Origin of the sequence: Paraburkholderia sp. CNPSo 3076, assembly GCF_026343935.1 — a bacterium.
GTDB lineage: Bacteria > Pseudomonadota > Gammaproteobacteria > Burkholderiales > Burkholderiaceae > Paraburkholderia > Paraburkholderia nodosa.
On record NZ_JAPMAL010000024.1, the window covers coordinates 25,634 to 42,826 of the forward strand.

18 protein-coding genes are annotated in these 17,193 nt (G+C 65.5%); 4 read left to right on the forward strand and 14 right to left on the reverse strand.

Features of this window, described 5'->3' with window-relative positions:
• Positions 1-8: 8 nt before the first annotated feature.
• The 4 genes from M3A49_RS26340 to M3A49_RS26355 are packed head-to-tail and all read right to left on the reverse strand — an operon-like array spanning position 9 to position 2,526.
• Positions 9-785, reverse strand: a complete 777-nt coding sequence (locus M3A49_RS26340; RefSeq protein WP_266231658.1) for an SDR family oxidoreductase — start codon at positions 783-785, stop codon at positions 9-11.
• The gene (locus M3A49_RS26345) at positions 778-1,863 is read right to left on the reverse strand and encodes an aromatic ring-hydroxylating oxygenase subunit alpha (protein ID WP_266231659.1); all 1,086 of its coding nucleotides are present in this window, start codon (positions 1,861-1,863) and stop codon (positions 778-780) included. Before M3A49_RS26345 ends, M3A49_RS26340 begins: the two co-directional genes overlap by 8 nt.
• 35 nt (positions 1,864-1,898) lie before the next feature.
• On the reverse strand, positions 1,899-2,210 hold the full coding sequence (locus M3A49_RS26350; RefSeq protein ID WP_133187556.1) for a recombinase-like helix-turn-helix domain-containing protein: 312 nt from the start codon (positions 2,208-2,210) through the stop codon (positions 1,899-1,901).
• A gap of 1 nt (position 2,211) precedes the next feature.
• The gene (locus M3A49_RS26355) at positions 2,212-2,526 is read right to left on the reverse strand and encodes a non-heme iron oxygenase ferredoxin subunit (protein WP_266231660.1); all 315 of its coding nucleotides are present in this window, start codon (positions 2,524-2,526) and stop codon (positions 2,212-2,214) included.
• Positions 2,527-2,977: 451 nt separating this feature from the next.
• On the opposite strand from M3A49_RS26355, the gene M3A49_RS26360 reads away from it, so the two are divergent.
• Positions 2,978-4,051 carry a porin gene (locus tag M3A49_RS26360; protein ID WP_028207175.1) on the forward strand — a complete coding sequence of 358 codons (1,074 nt, stop codon included), beginning with the start codon at positions 2,978-2,980 and terminating at the stop codon, positions 4,049-4,051.
• Positions 4,052-4,093: 42 nt separating this feature from the next.
• Here the strand turns inward: M3A49_RS26360 and M3A49_RS26365 are convergent, their stop codons facing one another.
• Positions 4,094-5,071: an IclR family transcriptional regulator gene (locus M3A49_RS26365; protein WP_266231661.1), complete on the reverse strand. Its 978-nt coding sequence runs from the start codon at positions 5,069-5,071 to the stop codon at positions 4,094-4,096.
• A gap of 151 nt (positions 5,072-5,222) precedes the next feature.
• Here M3A49_RS26365 and M3A49_RS26370 point away from each other — a divergent pair, with 151 nt between their 5' ends.
• Entirely contained in the window at positions 5,223-5,597 is a 375-nt protein-coding gene (locus M3A49_RS26370; protein ID WP_266231662.1) for a hypothetical protein, read from the forward strand.
• Between the two features lie 12 nt (positions 5,598-5,609).
• Here M3A49_RS26370 and M3A49_RS26375 read toward each other — a convergent pair whose 3' ends face one another.
• From M3A49_RS26375 to M3A49_RS26390, 4 genes are all read right to left on the reverse strand, one after another.
• Entirely contained in the window at positions 5,610-5,954 is a 345-nt protein-coding gene (locus tag M3A49_RS26375) for a hypothetical protein (RefSeq protein ID WP_266231663.1), read from the reverse strand.
• A 152-nt stretch (positions 5,955-6,106) separates the two neighbouring features.
• On the reverse strand, positions 6,107-6,610 hold the full coding sequence (locus tag M3A49_RS26380) for an alpha/beta fold hydrolase (RefSeq protein ID WP_266231664.1): 504 nt from the start codon (positions 6,608-6,610) through the stop codon (positions 6,107-6,109).
• Positions 6,611-6,661: 51 nt separating this feature from the next.
• Positions 6,662-7,921 carry an MFS transporter gene (locus M3A49_RS26385; RefSeq protein WP_416339017.1) on the reverse strand — a complete coding sequence of 420 codons (1,260 nt, stop codon included), beginning with the start codon at positions 7,919-7,921 and terminating at the stop codon, positions 6,662-6,664.
• A gap of 88 nt (positions 7,922-8,009) precedes the next feature.
• Complete coding sequence (locus tag M3A49_RS26390; RefSeq protein ID WP_266231744.1) at positions 8,010-9,056, reverse strand: ABC transporter substrate-binding protein; 1,047 nt, start codon at positions 9,054-9,056, stop codon at positions 8,010-8,012.
• 159 nt (positions 9,057-9,215) lie between these two features.
• On the opposite strand from M3A49_RS26390, the gene M3A49_RS26395 reads away from it, so the two are divergent.
• Together M3A49_RS26395 and M3A49_RS26400 are read left to right on the forward strand one after the other, a co-directional pair.
• Positions 9,216-9,881 (forward strand): response regulator transcription factor, encoded by a 666-nt coding sequence (locus M3A49_RS26395; RefSeq protein ID WP_266231666.1) that lies wholly within the window; start codon positions 9,216-9,218, stop codon positions 9,879-9,881.
• The gene (locus M3A49_RS26400; protein WP_266231667.1) at positions 9,868-11,295 is read left to right on the forward strand and encodes a sensor histidine kinase; all 1,428 of its coding nucleotides are present in this window, start codon (positions 9,868-9,870) and stop codon (positions 11,293-11,295) included. Before M3A49_RS26395 ends, M3A49_RS26400 begins: the two co-directional genes overlap by 14 nt.
• A 105-nt stretch (positions 11,296-11,400) precedes the next feature.
• Here M3A49_RS26400 and M3A49_RS26405 read toward each other — a convergent pair whose 3' ends face one another.
• The 5 genes from M3A49_RS26405 to M3A49_RS26425 all read right to left on the reverse strand — a co-directional run bounded on the left by M3A49_RS26405 (position 11,401) and on the right by M3A49_RS26425 (position 17,093).
• A complete protein-coding gene (locus M3A49_RS26405) occupies positions 11,401-12,591 on the reverse strand; it encodes a sugar transporter (RefSeq protein WP_266231668.1) in 1,191 nt (396 codons plus the stop codon).
• A 119-nt stretch (positions 12,592-12,710) separates the two neighbouring features.
• On the reverse strand, positions 12,711-14,027 hold the full coding sequence (locus tag M3A49_RS26410; RefSeq protein WP_266231669.1) for an MFS transporter: 1,317 nt from the start codon (positions 14,025-14,027) through the stop codon (positions 12,711-12,713).
• A 98-nt stretch (positions 14,028-14,125) separates the two neighbouring features.
• On the reverse strand, positions 14,126-14,764 hold the full coding sequence (gene leuD, locus M3A49_RS26415; RefSeq protein ID WP_266231670.1) for a 3-isopropylmalate dehydratase small subunit: 639 nt from the start codon (positions 14,762-14,764) through the stop codon (positions 14,126-14,128).
• A complete protein-coding gene (leuC, locus tag M3A49_RS26420) occupies positions 14,757-16,175 on the reverse strand; it encodes a 3-isopropylmalate dehydratase large subunit (RefSeq protein WP_266231671.1) in 1,419 nt (472 codons plus the stop codon). Before leuC ends, leuD begins: the two co-directional genes overlap by 8 nt.
• 39 nt (positions 16,176-16,214) lie before the next feature.
• On the reverse strand, positions 16,215-17,093 hold the full coding sequence (locus tag M3A49_RS26425) for an alpha/beta fold hydrolase (RefSeq protein ID WP_266231672.1): 879 nt from the start codon (positions 17,091-17,093) through the stop codon (positions 16,215-16,217).
• Between the last annotated feature and the right edge of the window lie 100 nt (positions 17,094-17,193).

Consider the following 17,193-nt stretch of genomic DNA (forward strand, 5'->3'; position numbering starts at 1 on the left):
CTACGAAATCAGTTCATCACGAAGCCGCCGTTGACCGGCAGCAATTGTCCGGTCACGAAACGCGCGGCGTCGGACAAGAGGAACAACACCGGGCCGGTCACGTCCTCGGGCACCTGCGCGCGCCGCAGCGCCCGCCCTTCCAGGTAATACGCATGGCGCTCGGCCGGCACGTAGGCCGTCGCCTCCACTTCGGTCAGGCCGGGCGCAATGGCGTTGACGGTGATGCCGTCCGCGCCGAACTCACGCGCGAGCGAATGCGTCATCGCGATCACGGCGCCCTTGCTCGCCACGTAGGCGAGCAGTTTGGGCGCGCCCCACAGTGCCGTATCGGAAGCGATGTTGACGATCGCGCCGCGGCCCGACTCGCGCAGCCAGCGCTGTGCTGCCGCGCACATGAGCCAGGTGCCGCGCACGTTCACGTCCATCACCGCGTCCCACGTCTGTACGCTCACTTCGTGCGCGAGTTTGCCGCCCGAGTTCGTGATCGCCGCGTTGTTGATGAGCGCGTCCACGCCGCCCATGCGCTGCGCGGCGGCATCGACGAAGGCGGCGATGCTTGCCGGTTGCGCGAGATCGAGCGGCGCGAAGGCGACGTCGTGCCCGGCTGCGGCGAGTTGCTGGGCGAGCGCTTCGCCCGCCTCGGCCAGCACGTCGCCGAAGGTCACGCGTGCGCCGGCCGCTGCGAGCGCCCTCACGAACGCCGCGCCCAGACCGCGCGCGCCGCCCGTGACGACCACGCGCCGCCCAGCGAGCGCGACCTGCGCCGCGAACGTAGCGTCATGCATGGCCATGCCCGGCGGGTTGTGCGTTGGCGTCCGGCTGGGCGCGCAGCGCGCCGAGTTCGGCAAAGTGCTGCTGGGCGCGCTGGCGCAGCATGCGGCGCACACGCGTCATGCCGACGTCGTGCTGATAGAGAAATTCGTGATCGCGCGCGTTCGGCGCCATGCTTTCCAGCACGTAGCGATCTTGCTCCAGCACGGCCCAATGCAGACCTTCCAGACGATTGCGATACATGAAGCGCCATGCGTCGCGCTGCCAGCCCTGTACCTTGCGCGTGCGCCAGAAGTAGACCTGGCAGTTGTTCTCGTCCACCGGCACGGCGAAGCCGATGATGCCGAAGTTGCCGCCCGGGCCGAACTTCTTCTTGTACGGAATCGCGAGGCGCATCCACAGGCAGCCGGTTTCGCCCAGTTCGACCCAGTCGAAGTTGACGTCGCGCTGGCCGATCTTTTCGAACATGAGGCCGGATTCGGTCTTGCGCACGCGCATGTCGGCCTGCTTGTCGCCATCGGCCATCGAATGGGAAGTGGCGTGCAGATACGCGCCGTGCATCGGGTCCATCACGTTGTCGATGGCGTACTGGTAATTGCACTTCCAGTTCGACATGCACAGAAAGCTTGCGTACTCCTCACCAACGAGTTCCTCCGGCAATTGCAGCGGGGCGGCTTCCTGGTGCGCTTCGTCGCCGAACCACAGAAACACCGCGCCGGCATGCTCCTGCGCCGGATACGACTTCACGCACTTCTGCCCTTCGAGCGGGCACGCAGAAACGGCCGGCACGTTCTCCACCGTGCCGCCGCCATCGACTTCGATGCCGTGATACCAGCACGCCACGCGGTTGCCGAGGTTCCAGCCGAGGGACAGGCGTGCGCCGCGGTGCGGGCAACGGTCTTCGAGCGCATGGACCTGGCCATCCTGATCGCGCCACAACACGATCTGTTCGCCGAGGCGCGTGATGCCGATGGGCGCGTTGCCCACTTGCCAGCTCGGGGCAACGGGATACCAGTAGTTCTTGATGCCGCGATCGAGATAGGCGCGGATGGGATCGGCGCCGCCTGCGGCTTCAATCTTGGGGGACGTCATGTGGGGTCTCCGTATTCAGTGTGGGCAGCGCCGGCTCATTCGGCGAGCAGACGGAACTCGGCGGCGAGACGCTCGGCGTTCCAGGCGGCGCCTTCGGGCGTGCGAAAGCCGATGCGGTTCAGGCCCGCCACGACTTCCTCGAGTTCGGCGGCGCCCGCTTCGAACACCTGTTCGAGCGCGTCGCCGAAGTCGTTTTCGTATTGCGTGGGCTCCGCCTTACGCGTTTGCCACACCATGTTTTGCGCCTCGCCCGGCTGCTCGATCACGCCCTTGCCAGCGACGTTGTTCGGTTGCGGCGCGAGCCAGGGCTTGAGCCACGGATTGAAATTCACGGGGACTTCTCGCATGTCATTCCACCTTGATCTGGATTTCTTCACCGGCGAGCCGCACTGAGTACCTCTTCAGATCGCGGCCGCCGGGCTCCTTGAGGCACTTGCCGGTCGGGATATGGAACACGGCTTCGTGCAGCGGACATTCGACGGTGTCGCCATCGACGAAGCCCTGCGTCAGCAACGCGTAAGCGTGTGGGCAGACGTTTTCGAGCGCGTAGATATCGTCGCCCACCTTGTAGATGCCGATCTCCGTGCCGTCGAGTTTGTATTCGAGCGGCCCGTCTTCGGTCAGATCGCCGGCATGCCCGGCGCAGCGCCATTCTTCAGCCATGTGTCACCTTTCCCGTTCAACCGTGTTCCATATACGGAACAGTAGTTCGTGTATGGTCAATTATGAGACGGTCTCGGGAAGAAAAAAATAGAAATCCGGCGTGCCTGGGGAAAACACCGACCGCAGCATGCAAGATGACACCGCCAGGGTCGCCGAGGGTGCCGTTCCGGTTGCCAAAACGCTTACGGCACGTGCACTTACGCGCGTATGGCGCATCCGGGCGCCGGGCCGCACCTGGGGGAATCACCGTCCCAAAAAAGTGTTTTGGCGTCTCGCAAGAGTCTCTATACTTTCCATAGGCAGCACGTCTAACCATATATGGAACAAAGGGAGCCACGCGAGAGCGCTTGCCGACAGAAGCACGCCGCGCACTGCCTATGAGTTGGCCATGCGGGTTGGAGATGCCGGAGCAACTCGCCCGGCTTTTCGTCATACGATCAGGAGTCCAAAGTTGAAGCATTTCATTGCCGCGGGGTTGACGGGCATTTGCGCCGTCTCGTCTGCATGGGCGCAAAGCAGCGTCACGCTTTATGGCAGTCTGGATGCGGGCGTGGCCTACATCAGCAACGTCGGGGGCCACTCGAAGTGGATGATGGAGCAGGGCAACACCCAGCCCGACCGCTGGGGCCTGCGCGGCCAGGAAGATCTGGGCGGGGGCCTCAAGGCGATCTTCCAGCTGGAAAACGGCTTCTACACCAATACGGGCGCGTTGGCGAAGGCCAACACGCTGTTCAACCGCCAGGCGTATGTGGGCCTGAATTCAGAGCAGTTCGGCACGCTCACGCTGGGCAATCAAACGCCGTTCTCGTTCGACACACTCGGTCCGTTCAGCACGGCTTATCTCGCGGCGAGCTGGTACGCGTTCCACCCGGGCAACATCGACCAGTTGGCGGATACGGGCGTCGTGCCGTACAACAACTCGGTCAAATATCGTTCGCCGAGCTTTTACGGCTTCACGGCGGGCGCCATGTTCGGCTTCGGCAATACCACGAACTTTTCGACCGGCAGAACGATGAGCTTTTCGCTCAGTTATGCTAACGGTCCGTTCAAGGCCGGCGCGTCGTGGTCGAACGAGCACGACCGCTCGGTGTCGATAGCGACCACCGGCATCACGGAGTTCCAGGGTCAACCGGCGGCCACGTATATCGCCGACAAGGTCGAGAACATGGGCGTGGGCGCGTCGTACTCATTCGGCAAGCTGCTCGTACACGGGCTCTACACTCGCACGAAGCTGCAGTCCAACGGCTACTCCGACACGTTCCAGAGCTACGATGCCGGTGCGAACTACCAGTTCACCACGGCCAATGCCGTAGTGGGCGGCGCGGCAACGTCCACGCTGTCCGGCCGCCGCTGGACCCAGGCGATGATCGGCGACGTGTATTCGCTTTCGAAAAGCACGCAGGTCTATGTGAACGCGCTTTACCAGCACGCCAACTCCGAAGCGCAGGCGGCCTTTTTCACCGCGGGCGTGTCGAGCGGGCGCAATCAGGCGATTGTGCTCGCGGGCATTCACCACTCGTTCTGATCGCGGCGCCTGCGGGCGCCGTGCCTGAGCCTGGCCTCAGATTCAGAGCGCGTGCGAATTGCGGGTGCGCGCGGCCTGTGCCGCAGTGGGGTCGCTCGGCGCGGGCCGGTAATTGAGCCGCGCCGAGAGGTCGATCGCCGCGGCGCACACGGCGGCGACGAGCGGCGCGCGCTCGGCCTCGCCGATGTCCGATCGCGGCACGGTTGCCGTGAGCGCCGCCACGATACGGCCCGACTGATCCCGCACCGGTGCGCTCACCACCGAGATGCCGGTTTCGAACGACGCTTCGCTCACCGCATAGCCCTGCTGCGCGAACTCGCGCACGCGCGCATAGAGATCGGCGACGGTCGCGGGCGTGCGCTCCGTATAACGTTCGAGCTGCTTCTCGGGGTAAAGCGTGCGCAGTTCGGCGAGCGTGAGGTCGCCCATCAGCACCTGGCCATGCACGGTGGCGTGCGCGGGCAAGCGCGTGCCCACGTGAACCTTCACCGAGCTGAACATCGGCTCACGCGTTTGCGCCTTCGCCACGAACACCACGTCGCGCCCGTCGCGTATCAGCAGATGGGTGCTGAGGCCCGTCGCGTCGCGCAGGCGCTCGAGCAGCGGCGTGCCGAAGTCGGTGAGTTCGAGCGAGCTGAGATATTCGAAGCCGAGGCGCAACACCGCCACGCTCAGCCGGTATTGCCGGTCGCCGTTGGCGCGCTCGATGAACCCGAGCGCTTCGAGGGTCTGCAGGAGGCGAAATGTGGTCGTGCGCGGAATGCCGATGCGTCGCGAAAGTTCGGGCGCCCCCAGCACGGGCTCGCGCGCCGAGAATTCGGCGAGAATGCGCAGGCCGCGCTCGAGGCCCGGCACGAGATAGGTGGACGCGCCCGCGCCCTCTTCGTCCGCTTCGGGATTCGCTTCGGCATTCGAGCCGGCGGCATCCACGTCGGCTGGGGTCTCCTCGGGAGGCAGCGCTGCGCGCTTGCCCGGCCCGGCGCTGCGGCGCGCGGGGCCTGTGGTTTGTTTCGTGACCATTGGCGGCTTGAATGGGTGGACCGGGTTGGACCGGGTGTTACCCGGCCGGACCTTTCTTTGATGGGGTCAATCATAACGCGAAGCACCGCGACCCCATGCCGCCCCGTCGATATGCGAACATCGCAGCTTCTCTCGCGGATGCCATCCACCCATGCCGAAAATCCGGAAAACACTCGCCACGTTGCTGGGCATCGCACTCGCCGCGGGCAGCGCCGCCGCGCAACCCGCGCAGAAGCCGCCGGGACCGGCCATGATGGTCCATTTCGACTACTACCCGAAAGACCGCCCCCAGATTCATACGCTCGAACAGCGGCTGGCCAGCGCCATCGAGCGCGCGGACGCCGGCGAACTCGGCGAAACCGAAATTCACCTCGACGGCAACGACGGCTACCTATACATGTACGGGCCCGACCCGGACCGGCTGTATCGCGTCACGAGCCCGATTCTGAAGTCGTCCAGATTCACCGCGCACTCCGAAGTCACGAAGTGGTACGGGGCTCGCCGGGAAACGTTCGTGATTCGCTGAGGCGCACGCGCCTCAAAGCTTGGGATGGCACTCGAAGCGGATAACGGAGGCCTGCTGCTGCAGCGCCTCGAGCCCTTCGGTGTGCTCCATGCCGAGACTCGTTTGCATGCCGCGGCTCTCGCAGTAGTCGTTGGCTTCGCTCACCGCGCGCTTGTGGGCGCGCGCCCACGCGAGGCGCCCGCCCGTTGCGGACGCCGAAACGACGTACGTGCCCGGATTGCCCGCCGTGGTGACGTCGCCGGCCGACGCGCAACCCGCGAGCACCGCGCAGGCGGCGGCAAGCGATACGGCGAGCTTGGGCCAGGACCGGCTCGCCACACCCGCAAGCCTGACGGTCCCCTCGAAAATCTGCTCCATGAATCCCTCTCACATCGAGCGTCGCAATACGCTCACATGAAAGTGGATTTTAGGGTCGCCCTATCGAAAGTCTATGCTCATAGACTGAATTCACTGTTACCGCCAGAAATACAATCGCGATCCCTTTCTGGCCCTATGGACGCGACGAGCGGCTACGCCAGTTGTTTCGCGAGAAACGCGTGCATCAGCGCCGCGATTTCATCTACTTTTTCGTCGAGCGCGAAGTGGCCCGCATCGAGCAGATGCACCTCGGCGTCGGGCAGGTCGCGCTGATACGCGGCCCCCGCCGCCGCGACGAACGAACTGTCGTAGCGGCCCCACATCACGAGCGTGCGCGGTCGATGCGCGCGCAGCCATGCCCGCCATGCCGGGTAAGCGGCAACATTGGTGCGGTAGTCGCAAAGCAGCGCGGCCTGGATTTCGGCGTGGCCCGGCAGATTGAAAAACGCGAACTCGTCCGTCCACGTGTCCGGGTTGTAGCGCTCGGGGTTCGGGCTGTCGCCAGCATGGCGAAGCCGCGCGCCTTCGAACGAAACGAACGCCTCGAAGACCTCGGGCTTCGCCGCCGGGTTGGCCCAGTACTCCCGGATCGCCGCCCACTTGCGCCCGAGGCTTTCCTCGTGGCTGTTCGCATTCTGGATTACGAGCGTTTGCAAGCGTTCCGGGCGCGCCAGCATGATGCGAAAGCCCACCGGGTCAAGCCAGCTTCAAGCCGGCACGCCCTCCAACGCACGCCCGGTACGTCCCCACGCCACCGCGACGCCGAGACCGAGCACCGCGAGGCACACGATCGGCACGATCATCGGTCCGAATGCGGTGCCCGTGACCTTGCCCGCGAGCGGCATGAGGTTCTGGCCAAAGAATCCGCCGAGATTGCCGATCGAGTTGATCGCCGCAACGCTCGCCGCCGCCCGCGCGCCGGTGAAGTAGCGCGGCGGCATCGACCAGAAGCACGGGTACAGCAGCGGAATGCACGCGCCGCCGAACACGAGCGCGATGAAACGCAGCGGCGTGGAAGGCAGCAGGAGACTCAGCAGGAAGCCCAGCGTGCCGAGCGCCGCGACGATCGCCATCGCGCGCAGAATGCTTTTCGCGCGGCGCAGCTTCGATGGCAGCCACAGCAGCAGCAATACCGCCAGCGCCCACGGCAGCATGCTCAACAGCCCGTTCACGCTGCTCGACACGCCAAACGACTTCACGAGCGTGGGCAGCCAGTAGGTCACGCCGTAGAGCGACGTCGACATCAGCATATAGGTCGCCGCGAACAGCATCACGCGTGGATCGAGCAGCGCCTTCCAGGGCTGCGCGTGTTCGGCGTGCTCGGGCTTCTCGCGCTCGTGCGCGGCCGCTACGATCTGCTTTTCGCGCTCGTTCAGAAAGCGCGCTTCCTGGTATGACGCCGGCAGCAGCCTGAACACGGCGACGCCGACGAGCACGGCGGGCAGGCCCGTGGCGATGAACACCCACTGCCAGCCGGCGAGGCCCCAAACGCCATTGAGACTCAGCAGCCAGCCGCCCACGAGCGAGCCCAGCATATTCGCGAGCGCGCTGCCCAACGTGAAGATGCCCAGCACGCGCGCGCGATAGCTTTGCGGAAACCACAGCGTGAGGTAGTAGATCACGCCCGGATAGAAGCCGGCTTCGGCCACGCCCAGCGCGAGGCGCAGGCCGCAGAACACCTTCATCGACGTGGTGAAGCCCATCAGCACCGTAATCACGCCCCAGGTGAGCATGATGCGCGCTAGCCACACACGCGCGCCGAAGCGGTGCAGTGCTAGCGTGCTAGGCACTTCGAACAGCAGATAGCCGATGAAGAACAACGACGACGCAAGGCCGAACGCCGTTTCGGTCATGTTGAGGCTGTGCACCATCTGCAGCTTCGCGAAGCCGACGTTTTGGCGGTCGATGAACGAGATCAGAAACATCACGACGAGGATCGGCATGAGGCGGCGCGCGATCTTCGACATGACATCCCGTTCTTCGGCGGACTGTTGATCGACGGTTGTGTCTATATTCACTCTGTTCTCCTACGTTTAATTGTGTCTATGCGTATGTCTAGGACGGACGGAATTCCCCGAGCATCGCCACGAACATGTCGTTCCATGTGCGCGGCTTCGCCTTGATCGTGCCCACCATGTACAGAAAGTCCACGTACTCCATCAACTGCTCGGGCCAGACCGAAAAGCGCGACTCCGGCGCAGAGAGCGTCTGCACTACGTGCTCGCGCGACGCGCCGAAGCCCGACGAATCGACATAGATCTGCGCCGCGGCCGCCTTGTCCTGCGCGATCATCCGGTTCGCCTCGTCGAGCGCGTGAAGGAACGCTCTTGCCAGCACCGGCTCGGTATCGACAAGGCGCTTGGGCGCGAACACCACGTCGAGCGTGAGCGGCCCGAGCACGTCGACCGAATTGACCACGCGGTGGATGCCCGGCTGCTGCAATTCCAGCGTCGAGAATGGCGGCGACGCGAAATGCGCGGTGACGCCACCCTCGCGCCGGATCAGCGACTGCATGGCCTGCGGATGCGGCAGGCCGACGGTGATCGAATCGAGCTGCGCGAAGTGCTGCGGCCCGAGCAGCTTGCTCGCCACCATTTGCAGCACGACGGCCGAAAGCGAGGTGCGAATGCCCGGCACCGCAATGCGGTCGGCGCTCGTGAAGTCGCGCAGCGTCGCGATCTGCGGCCGGTTCGTGTTGAGCGAGAGCGCCGTGGCCGAAAGACCGCTGATGCCGATCACCTCGACGTTCGGTATGCCGCGCGCCCGCGCCCACAGTTCGATGAAGCCGGGCGCGCCCACGGCGGCGAAGTCGAGCGTGCCGGCCATCATGGCGTCGTCTACCGAATTGCCGCCGTCGAGCCTCACCCACTCCACGCTCACGTCCGCGAGCCCCTGGCGGGCCGCATGGCGCTCGAACAGGCGCGCCTTTTCCATCACGAGCAGCGGCAGGTACAGCAGCCCGTAGCCCTTCGAAATGCGCACCGTGCGCGGCGTGGCCCGGACCCAGGCAGGCGCGAGCCCCGCGGCAACGGCAGCCACGCCAAGCCCCGCCGCAACGAGCGCGCGCCGACGCGGTGAAGGCCGCGGCGCCTTCACGCGCATCTTGCCGTCTCCGGTGGTTCGTGTCGTAATCACGTCGCTCTATCTTCCATGGTTCGCGAGATTACCGGGCGAGTCTGAGAAAATGCTGAGAAACACGCAGAGTAGACCTCGGGGAAAACCCGCAATCGCACCCATGAAGATTTTGGCAGGAACCGCATCATGCGCATTCTGGTGGTAGAGGACGACGCGGAAATCGGCGCGGCGGTCCGCAGCCGCCTCACGCGCCTCGGTCACGCGGTGGACCTCGAAGCGAACGGCGCCACGGCGAACAGCCTGCTCAGCGTGGAGCGCTTCGACCTGGTCGTGCTCGACGTGATGCTTCCCGCCATGGACGGCTTCGAGATCCTGCGCCATCTGCGCGCGGCGGGCTCGACCACGCCGGTGCTGCTGCTCACGGCACGCTCGGCCATCGACGACCGCGTGAGCGGCCTCGGCCTCGGCGCCGACGACTACCTCGTCAAGCCGTTCGACTACCGCGAACTCGAAGCGCGCGTGCAGGCGCTCCTGCGCCGCAACAGCGGGCACGCGAACGATGTGGTGAGGCTCGGCGGTCTCGCCATCGACCGCAGCAGCCGGCTGGCCGAACTCGACGGCAAACCGCTTTCGCTCTCGCGCCAGGAGTTCGCGCTGCTCGAAATCCTCGCCAGCCGTCCGCAACGTATCTTCCCAAAGGAAGAACTGCTGAATCAGTTGTTCAGCTACGGCAACGAGCCGACCGCGAACGCGGTCGAACAATACGTCACGCGCCTGCGCAAGAAGCTGCAGGGCAGTTCGGTCGAAATCCGCACGGCGCGCGGCATGGGATATCAAATTGCCGCGCTTTGACTGGTTCCCGAAAACGCTGCTCGGCCGCACGCTGCTCTTCATTGCGCTGGTGGTGGCGTCAGGCGCGGCGGCGCTCGCGGGTATCGCGCGCTATTACGCGGGCGTCGCGTCCGAGCGCGCCTACGACCAGCTGCTTGCGGGCGCAACCATCCAGGTCGCCGAAAACCTCTATGTGCAGGGCGGCGTGCTCGCGCTCAATCCGCCGGTGGCGGCGCTCTCCACGCTCTCGCGCTATGACGTCGTCTACTACAAAGTGGTCGACGCGCGCGGCCTGGTCGTCGCGGGCTATGGCGACCTTCCCGGACCGGCCGATACAACGAGCGCGATGCGCGCGCGCCAGGGTCCGACATTCGCGAACGCGCGCTACCAGGGTGAGCGCGTGCGCACGGCGACCATCGGGCGCTACATGCCGGACGCGCGACCGCCCGGCTGGGCCCTCGTCACGGTCGCGCAGACCACGCACGCGCGCCAGCAGCTCACGAACGACATGAGCCTCAAGGTCTGGACGCTGATTCTGCTGATGAGCGTGCTCGCCATCGGCGCGAGCGGACTGGCGATCCGGCGCGGCCTGCGCCCGCTCGCGCAGATCGAGCAGATCATCGCCGCGCGCGACCCGGCCGACCTGCGGCCCGTGGCGCACGACACGCCAAGCGAAATCAACGCGCTGATCGGCGCCATCAACGGGCTGATCGGCCGGCTCGCTGAGCGCATGACGGCCATGCAGCGCTTTATCGCCGACGCCGCGCACCAGATGCGCACGCCGATCGCGCGGCTGGACGCGCAGATCGAGCTGCTCAGCACCGAGTCCGATCCCGCGCGCCACGCCGCACGGCTCGAAGCGTTGCGGGCCACCTGCTCGGACGTGGGCCGGCTCACCGGCCAGTTGCTCAATCACGCGATGGTGATTCACCGCACCGAAGTGGTCCCGCTGCAGCGCGTGGACCTCGCAAAGCTCGCCAGGGAAGGGCTGGGCCGCACCATTCCGCTCGCCGACGAGCGCGACGTGAAAGTGGCATTCGAGAGCAGCGCGCCGCAAGTCTGGATCGCGGGCGACCCAGTGAGCCTGCAGGAAGCGCTGTCGAATGTGCTGCACAACGCGCTGCTGCACGGCAAGGCCGACGATATCGTCGTCACCGTGAGCGCCTCGCCGGAGGCCGTTACGCTGACCGTGACCGACAACGGACGCGGCATTGCGCGCGAACACTGGGACGCCGCGTTGCGGCCGTTCGAGCGCATCGGCCAAGAAGGCGCGGAGCGCACGACGGGCTCGGGCCTTGGGCTCGCCATCGTGCAGGCGGTGATAAAGGCGCACGGCGGCCGCGTGAACTTTGCGTTTCCCGCCGGGGGTGGCTTTGCCGTGGTGCTGACGTTTCCTCCCGCGGAAGGCGAGCCGCCGCCCGCTACGCCACTGTGAACGCCTCGCGAAAGCGTTGCAGCGCGAGTTCGGCGTCGCCGCTCGCCCAGGCTTCGAGGCCGATCGTGCCGTGATAATCCAGCGCGGCAAGCGCCCGGGCGTACATCAGTGCTCTGAAGGATGCGCCCGCGCATACATGCGCAACGCCAGCCAGCATACCGCCGCGCCGAGGCCGCCCACCACCCCGCCGAAGCTGCCAACCCACGACACGCCAAAGCCGTTGGCAATATGGTTGCCAAGCAGTGCGCCCGCGCCGATCCCCACGTTATAGAGGCCGGAATAGATCGAAACCGCGAGATCCGCGGCTTCGGGCGCGAGCTTGAGCACCCACGCCTGCATGGCAAGGCCGAAGGAAACGATCGCCCCGCCCCACACCAGCGTGTGAACGGACAACGTGACGATGCTCAGCGCGGCGGGAAACAGCACGAGCAGGCACACGCACACCGCGACCACAGCCGCTTGCAGGAACTGCGCCGGATCGCGCGGATAAAGGCGATTGAAGAAAACGGCCGCGGGAATGCCGGCACTGCCGAACAGGATCAGGATATAGGTGATGCGTTGACTGCTTTCGTGGCCCACGGTGTGAATGAAGGGCTCGATGTACGTATACGACGTGAAGTGCGCGGTCACGACGAGTATCGTGAGCAAATAAAGCGAGGCCAGCATCGGCTTTCTGAACAGCACGGGCACGCTGCTGAACGAGCCCGTTTGCTGGCTCGGCAACACGGGCAGCATGATGCGCAACATGAGCAGCGCAACCGCCGCCGCGCCCGCAATGACGAAGAACGTCTGCCGCCAGCCCAGCGTCTCGCCAATCACGCGCCCAAGCGGAATGCCCGCCACCATGGCGATCGAGGAGCCCATGCCGAGCATGGCGAGCGCCCGGCTCTTGTTGCCGGGGGGCGCGAGCCTCACCACCAGCGAGACGGAAATCGACCAGAAGATGGCGTGCGCGAAGGCAATGCCGATCCGGCCCACCATCAGCACCGTAAAGTTCCACGCCACGCCCGTCACGATATGGCTGACGACGAAGAGCGCGAATATCCAGGTCAGCAGCTTGCGGCGTTCGACGTTGCGCGTCATCAGCATCAGGGGCAGCGACGCCACGGCCACCGTCCACGCGTAGATCGTCAGCATGAGGCCGACGTCGGTCGGCTTCATGTGCAGGCTGTCGCCAATGGCGCTCAGCAGCGCGACGGGCACGAATTCGGTCGTGTTGAAGATGAAGGCCGAGAGCGCCAATACGAGCACGCCCCACCAGGAGTGTCCGGACGAGACCGGTTCAGGCGTCGACATACGAGAGATGCGGGAATCGATAAAGGGCGATTATCGCGTATCGCGCGGTATGCGATGCCTGAACCGTGCAGTGCCTCTTCTGGCCCTCGCCGCAACCTGCGCGGGCCGGCCCGCTCATTTCACGGCTGCGGCTGCATGCTTCGGCCGCGCAAGCCGAACGCAAACGCGAGCGCCGCCGAGACGAGCAGCGTCGCGCTGACGAAATACAGCCCCAGCGAATAGTCGCCGCTCAGGTCGCGCAGCCGGCCAATCACCATCGGGCCGATCGTGCCGCCGATGAGGCTGCCCATCGCGTTGATGATCGCAATGCCCGCAGCCGCGGCAGAACCCGAGAGAAACTGCGTGGGCATGCTCCAGAGCGGCGGCTTCGCCGCGTTGATGCCGAAGTTCGCGATCGAAAGCCCAATGATCAGCACAATCGCGTTGGCGGCGTGTCCGGACATCAGCATGCCGATACCGGCCGCGAGACACGCAATCGCAACGTGCAGGCGCCGTTCGTTCGTGCGGTCCGAGTTGCGCGCCCACAGCACCATCGTCACGACCGCGAACAGATTCGGAATCGCGTTCACAAGGCCCAGCTCGAAGTAGCTGAAGCCGAAGCGGTGGATGATCATCGGCGCCCAGATGCCGATGGCATAGAGTCCGGTCGACGTGCCCGCATAGACGAGCGCGAGCAGCAGCACGCGCGGGTCTTTCACCGCGCCCCACACGCTCGACTTGCTCTGCGCCGCCTTCGCTTCGCGTTCGCGCCGCATTTCGCCGCTCAGCCACTCGCGCTCGGTGGGCGCGAGCCACTGCGCGTCCTCGGGCCGGTCAGTCAGATAGAAGTACGAAACGATCCCGAGCAGCACAGTGGGCGCACCCTCGACGAGGAAGAGCCATTGCCAGCCGTGCAGATGCGCCACGCCCTCCAGGCTCATGAGCGCGCCCGAGATCGGCGAACCGATCATGTTCGAGAGCGGCGCGGCGGTCATGAACATTGCCGTGACGAATGCGCGATGGCGCGCGGGAAACCAGAAGCTCAGGTAGAGAATGATGCCGGGAAAGAAACCCGCTTCGGCGAGACCGAGCACGAAGCGCAGCGTATAGAAGCTATAGGGGCCCGTGACAAACGCCGTGGCCGCGGAAAGCAGACCCCATGCCACCATCAGCAGCGCGATCCATCTGCGGGCGCCAACGCGCTGCAGCGCGAGGTTCGACGGCATGCCGGCCGCGATATAGCCGACGAAGAAAATCCCCGCGCCAATGCCGAACATGGCCTGCGTGAGCCCGATGTCATGATTCATCGTGAGCCCGGCGAAGCCGACGTTCACGCGGTTCAGAAAGCTCAGGAAATACAGGACGATGATGAACGGCGTGATGCGTCGTGAGACCTTGCGCACGACGCTGGGCTCCAGCGCGGCGGCGTCCTGCGGATGGACTGCGGCAATGTTCATGGGTGTCTCGGTATGGGGGCGCACTTGCCGCGCCTGGCGGTAAGCGCGCTCCGGTGCCGTTGCGCGCGTCACACGAACGGTCTGGTTATGAATATGGGTTATCCGCGCTGCTGCTGCGCCGGCAGGTCGATGCGGCACCACGGCTGCGCGGCCCAGTGTTTCGCCTCGAACGCGTCGATCGCTTCCTGCTGGCGCAGCGTCATGCCGATCATGTCGAGCCCTTCCACGAGCATCTGCTTCTGGCGCGGCGGGAGCGAGAACGCGTAGCGCTCGCCCGAAGGCGCGATCACGACTTCGTTTTCGACATCGATCGACACGTGCTTGTCGTCGCCGTCCGCGATCTCCGCGACCAGCGCCTCGACCTGTTCCCGCGGCAGCGTGACGAGGAGCAGCCGGTTGTTCGTCGAGTTGAAATAGAAGATCTCGCCATAGCTCGGCGCGATCACGGCTTCGAAACCTGCCTGCTGCAGGCCCCACACGGCGTGTTCGCGGCTCGATCCACAGCCGAAGTTCGAGCCGCCGATCAGCACCTTCGCGCCGCGATACTCGGCGCGATTGAGCACGAACGTCTCCCGCGCGCCGCCATCGGCGTCGAAACGTAAGTCGTACAGCAGCCCGCGCGCGAGTCCCGACTTATCGATGCCGAGCAGAAACTGCTTGGGCATGATCTGGTCGGTATCGAGGTTGTTGACCGGCAGCGGCGCGGCAACGCCCGAGATCATGAACGGCTTAGCCATGTGCAAGCTCCTTGCGAATGTCGACGATGCGGCCCGCTATCGCGGCGGCGGCGGCCATCGCAGGGCTCATCAAATGCGTTTTGCTGTCGCGCCCCTGGCGCCCTTCGAAATTGCGGTTCGTCGTCGACGCACAGCGCTCGCCCGGCGCGAGCACGTCGTCGTTCATCGCGAGACACATCGAGCAGCCCGGCTGGCGCCACTCGAAGCCCGCGTCGATCAGCAGTTGCGCAATGCCTTCGCGCTCGGCCTGGTCGCGCACCATGCCCGAGCCCGGCACGACCATCGCGCGCACGGTCGCGGCCACCTTGCGGCCGAGCACGACCTGAGCGACGGCGCGCAGATCCTCGATGCGTGCGTTCGTGCAGGAGCCGATGAACACGCGGTCGATGGGCGTGCCCTCGATCGGCGCGCCTGCGGCGAGGCCAATGTAATCGAGCGCCTTGTGCAGCGTCGCGGCGTCGAGGCCCGCACCTTCGGCTGCCTCGGGAATGCGGCCGTCCACCGGTACCGCCTGGTCCGGGCTCGTGCCCCATGTCACGTAAGGCGCGACGCGCGCGGCGTCGAAGCGATGCTCGATATCGAACTGGGCATCGTCATCGGTGCGCAGTTTCGACCACGCGTTGCACGCGGCGTCGAGCGTCTGCGCGTCGAGGTCGCGGACCTTGCCGGCCACGTAGTCGAGCGTCGTGCGATCCGGCGCGATCAGCGCGGCGCGCGCGCCCGCCTCCACGGTCATGTTGCAAAGGGTCATGCGCGCCTCCGCGGAAAGCCCGGCGATCGCTGCGCCCGCATATTCGACGGCGTAGCCGCGCGCGCCCTGCGCGCCGATCTTCGCAATGATGTGCAGCACGAGATCCTTTGATGTCGTTCCCGGCGGCAGCGCGCCGTCCACCACGATGCGCATGTCCTTCGCGACGCGATAAACGAGCGTCTGCGTCGCCAATACGTGCTCGACTTCCGAGGTGCCGATGCCGAACCCGAGCGCGCCCAGTGCGCCGTAGGTCGTCGTGTGGCTGTCGCCGCACAGCACGACCATGCCGGGGCGAATCAGACCGATCTCGGGCGCCACCACATGCTCGATGCCCTGTATGGGATCGTGGATATCGAACAGATGAATGCCCTGCTCCACGCAGTTGCGCGTGAAATTCGCCGCCTGCTTCGCGGCATCGACGATCTCGATCGTGCGCGCGGCCACGGGCACCGGCTTGCTGGGAATCACGTGATCGACCACGCCCATCTGCTGGCGCGGGCGGCGCACGCGCAAGCCCTTCTCACGCAGGCCCGCGAATGCTTGCGGGCTCGTGTACTCGTTCATGATGTGCAGATCGGCGTAGAGCAGAACGTGCTCGGCGTCGATGATCGATACGGTGTGCGAATCAACCAGTTTCCGGTAAAGCGTTTGTGAGGACATGATGAAGCCCGACTGAAAAATGACAAACGAGCGAACGGATTAGCGCTGAAGAAACGGCAGCACGCGTTCGAGGAGCAATTGGGGCGCTTCTTCCGCGAGGTAGTGGCCGCACGGCAGCGCCGCGCCGCTCACGCCGGCGTTCCAGCTACGCCACTCGGCCAACGGATCGAAGCACTGGCCCACCGTGCCGTGCGCGCCCCATAGCGCGAGGAACGGGCACGCGATGCGCTTGCCCGCCGCCAGATCCGCGCGGTCGTGTTCGAGGTCGATGGTGATCGACGCCCGATAGTCCTCGCAGATGCCGTGTGCCGTCGCCGGGTCCGAGAGGCAGCGCAGATACTCCGCGTAGGCCTCGGGCGCGAATGGCGCGAGCCCGGCGCTGCGCGCGCCCATGGTCTGCTTCAGATACAGATCGGGGTCGGCGCGGATTAGCGTTTCCGGAAACGGCGCCGGGCGCACGAGAAAGAACCAGTGCCAGTAAGCGCGCGCGAATTCGAACGACGTTTGCTCGTACATCGCTACGGTTGGCGCGACGTCGAGCGTAATGAGCCGCGTGACCGTGTCCGGATGGTCGATCGCCATGCGCGCGGCGACGCGTCCGCCCCGGTCGTGACCCATGACCGCGAACGACGTAAAGCCGAGGCCGCGCATGAGCGCCACCTGATCGAGCGCCATGCGGCGCTTCGCGTAGTTCGCGTGGTCGAGCGTGCCCTGCGGTTTGCCGCTGTCGCCGTAGCCGCGCAGGTCGGCGGCAATCACCGTGAAGTGTTCCGCGAGCGTCGGCGCCACCTTGTGCCAGATGGCGTGGGTCTGCGGATGGCCGTGCAGGAGGAGCAGCGCGGGGCCGCGACCGCCCTTGATGGCGTGAATGCGAACGCCTTCGATGTCTGCCGAAGCGTCTGTGAAACCGTCGAACATGCTTGTCTCCCGAGGTTGCATGCAGTCTAATTGATGCCTTGGGCGATTGGGTTTCCGCAAAAGCAATCCTGTCGTAACTTTCAGGAACGAATCACACAAG